The sequence below is a fragment of the Kosmotoga sp. genome, assembly GCF_982836095.1.
The window spans coordinates 27,035-31,057 of sequence record NZ_CEYIHJ010000003.1; the positions used below are offsets into that span (position 1 = coordinate 27,035).

General features: G+C 41.4%; 2 protein-coding genes and 1 pseudogene. 2 read left to right on the top strand and 1 reads right to left on the bottom strand.

What is annotated here, in order from left to right:
- The coding region (locus AC3LHT_RS00550) for an ATP-dependent helicase (RefSeq protein ID WP_488661664.1) at positions 1-1,322 on the top strand (1,322 nt) is incomplete at its 5' end.
- 34 nt (positions 1,323-1,356) lie between these two features.
- A complete protein-coding gene (locus AC3LHT_RS00555) occupies positions 1,357-3,528 on the top strand; it encodes a sodium-translocating pyrophosphatase (RefSeq protein ID WP_290646317.1) in 2,172 nt (723 codons plus the stop codon).
- A gap of 113 nt (positions 3,529-3,641) precedes the next feature.
- On the opposite strand, the pseudogene AC3LHT_RS00560 reads toward AC3LHT_RS00555, so the two are convergent.
- Positions 3,642-3,893 (bottom strand): annotated as a pseudogene (locus AC3LHT_RS00560) (diguanylate cyclase); the annotation flags it as partial.
- Positions 3,894-4,023 lie beyond the last annotated feature (130 nt).

The window sequence follows — 4,023 nt, forward strand, 5'->3', positions numbered from 1 at the left end:
AAGCTCTTCAACTATTCGAAACCAATCTTGAAGCCTTGGAAATTGAATCGACGAGATTCCGTTGGATTCTTGTGGATGAATTTCAAGACACTAACATTCTTCAATACAAGCTTGTAGAGCTTTTATCACACGTTCATGGCAATCTTGTGGTTGTTGGCGATGATGCTCAATCGATCTATTCTTTTCGGGGAGCGCGTTTTGAAAACGTATTTGATTTTTTAAATAGCGGAAATACAAAGATTTTCAAGATACAGACAAATTACCGTTCTACTCCTGAAATCGTTAAGCTGATAAACAATATCATTCCTTCCAACGCAGTTGAAAAGAGTCTTAAAGCAGTAAGAGAGTCGGGACCATTGCCAGTAGTGGCAGAAACCTGGGATAATATGGAGGAAGCGAATTTCATAGCACAAAAAATTGAAGAACACATAAACGATGGAATATTGCCTGAGAAAATCGCCGTGTTGTATAGATCACATTATCATTCTCTTGAATTGCAGATGGAGTTAGATAGGAGAAAAATAGATTATATATTGTTTTCAGGACCCAAATTTGTTGAAACCGCTCATGTGAAAGATATAATTGCTTTTCTAAAGGTACTTGTTAATCCCGCCGATCAGCTTTCCTGGGGAAGAATCTTACGACTCTTCCCGGGAGTCGGAAGTACGACATCACTAAGAATAATTGAAACTATTCGGCTAAGCTTGGGAAACGAGGATAAAATATTGGAAACGTTGAGGAAATTTGACGGTAGTAGAATTAAGCTTGGAAAGCTAATAAAGATTTTTGAGGCTATGAATGAAGACAAACAGCCTGTAAATGCTATACAAACAATATTTCACACTTTCTATAGCAATTACCTTGATGAAAAGTATCCCGATGCCCGGGAACGAAAACTGGACATCGAAAGGTTAATGGAAATTTCTGAACGATATTCAGGTATTTCCGAACTCCTTGAAGATCTTGCTGTTAGTGAAAAGGTTGATATTGAAAGGGAACGAATCGAAAGAGAATCAAAGGTTGTTTTGAGCACCGTACATCAGGCAAAGGGATTGGAGTGGGATGTGGTATTTATCATTGCTGTTAATCCCGGGGATTTTCCGAGTTATTTTGCTCTCAATGAAGGCAACATAGATGAAGAGGAACGCATATTTTACGTCGCAGTAACCAGGGCAAGAGATTATTTGTACATAATCAGGCAAAAAGGTGGAAGAAGCAGGCCTATGATGGGAAACAGATATGTTTTCAGATCTGGTTATGACTTCATAGCAAAAATACCTGAAGATACGGTGGAGTTCTGGGACATAGGATGGGATCTATAAATCTCATAAATACTCTAAGCTAGGGGGGAAAGAAATGGAAGCATTGTATCTACCACTATCTGCTGGCTTGATTTCAACGATTTTTGCATTCATTATGCTCAGAAGAACACTTAGATTTTCACCGGGGAGTGAAACAATGCAAAAACTTTCCGGTTATGTGCAGGAAGGCGCCTCTACCTTTATTGGTGCGGAAGCTAGGAAGATTTTCACCGTGGCTATTCTCATCGCAGCTGCTCTGGGGATCATATTTCAATCATACAAATACCCCATTGCCCTTCTTTTTGGGGCTTTGATTTCAGAGCTTGCGGGTGTAATAGGAATGTACGCTGCAACTAGGGCTAATGCAAGAGTTGCCGAAGGTGCTAAAAGTGGCCTGCCTCAAGCCTTTAAGGTTGCTTTCTCAGGTGGATCAGTAATGGGGCTTTCCGTAGCAGGCTTTTCATTAACTGGACTTGCAGTTATAATGATAGTTTTCAAAGATTCTTTTGTTTATGAGAGTCTTACGGAGGTTTCAAGAGCTTTCGGGAAAATATCATTTCTTGATTCAGTTATGATAATTAGTTCTTATTCGCTGGGTGCAAGTTTGATTGCCCTTTTTGACAGGGTCGGAGGCGGCATGTACACAAAGGCCGCTGATATGAGTGCTGATCTTGTTGGCAAAATCGAAGCTCACATACCTGAAGACGATCCGAGGAATCCGGCTACTATTGCAGACAATGTCGGCGACAACGTTGGCGATGTTGCCGGATTAGGCGCAGATATTCTCGAATCTTATGTTGCTTCTATTGTATCTGCCATAGTTCTCGCCATATTCATGAAACTCGCAGACAAAAAAGTAGTTGACGGTGTCGTTCAGTGGGGAATGAGCTCTGATCATTATTATAGACTTATTCTTTTGCCTGTCCTGATAGCTGGAGCGGGCGTGATCGCGTCATTAATCGGTGTAATAGTCGTAGCCACTTTAAGGGCAAAAGATGCGAGGAAAGCATTGGGTTTTGGGAACGTATTCACTGGTATTTTAGTTCTCGCCTCCACAGCTCTTGTGATAGGTTTGTATGCACCCGACTACAAATTCAAGGATGAATTCATTGTTAATCCCGATTTTGTTTCGCGATGGAGAATATTCCTGGCAATAGCAAGCGGACTGATAGCTGGATTGATAATAAGCAAGTTAAGTGAATACTTTACCTCTACCGATTACTCGCCAACAAGAAAACTCGCTCAAAAAACACAAGCTGGTGTAGCTATTAATATTACTTCCGGTCTTGCATTAGGTATGGGAAGCACATTATGGCCTGTTATCACTCTGGCTATGGCGATACTCGGTGCTTACTGGTCTGCGGGCGTTTATGGTATAGCAGTAGCGGCTCTTGGAATGTTATCTTTCGTTGGATATATAGTAAGCGTGGATAGCTATGGCCCTGTTGCAGATAACGCTGGTGGTATAGCACAGATGGCTGAGCTTGATCCGAAGGTAAGAACGATAACTGACAAGCTAGACTCCGTTGGTAACACAACCGCTGCGATTGGAAAGGGCTTTGCCATTGGTTCTGCAGCTTTTGCTGCACTTGCACTTATTGTCTCGTATATCTGGAGTGCCGCTCATTCCGCGGAAGAGATAGTGAATAACCCGGTTATTAACCTCGTTGAACCATATACGATTGTGGGCGTAATTATTGGCGCTATGCTTCCCTTCTTCTTCACTTCATTGCTCATAAAAGGGGTTGCTGATTCTGCGGATTTGATGATAACGGAAATCAGGAGACAGTTCAGAGAACACAAAGGAATTTTGACTGGTGAGGAAACACCTGACTATAAACGCTGTATTGAAATAACAACCAAAGGAGCTGTTAGCAGAATGCTCGCTCCGGGACTTATAGCAATTCTCACGCCATTTATCGTGGGCTTCCTCTTTGGAAAAGCAGCTGTGGCTGGCTTGCTTCTTGGAGGTCTGGGTAGTGCTATTATGATTGCTCTATTTACCGCAAATTCCGGTGGTGCGTGGGACAACGCAAAGAAATTTATCGAAGAAGGAAATTATGGTGGTAAAGGGACAGATGTTCATGCAGCTGCCGTTGTAGGCGACACCGTAGGAGATCCTCTGAAAGATACAGTGGGACCTTCTATGGATATATTGATAAAACTCATGTCCGTTGTCTCGCTGGTTTTTGGGTCACTATTCCCAAGTAAGCCCTTTTTCATGTGAATACAATTGATCCACTGAGCTAAAATAAAAGCCTCCCATCCGGGAGGTTTTTTATATCAGAATACTGCTTGAATATACAGCTGCAACAAAGCAATCACAGCGACTTTAGAAAATCATGGATACTTTGGATTGTTTTGCTTTTTCATGTACATCCTGCTATCAGAGATTTTTATAAGTTCATCAATATCATCACCATCTCGCGGATAAATTGCCTGTCCAATGCTCAACTTGAGAATCATTTTAACGTCGTCAATAATAGGGTTTTCAATTGCATACTTTATTCTTTTGATGAAGGTTTGTGCACCTTTTCCATTGGTTTCAGGTAGTGCAATCACAAACTCATCACAGCCGTATCTGGCAAAAACATGGTTGTTTGTTCGACATGCTAACTAAGTTGTATAATAATCATGGAGGTGAGAAAATGCCAGAAGAACTCATAAAAAAGCAGCCCAGGAAATTCTTTCCAGAAAAATTAGATTTTTCTGTATGGGACAA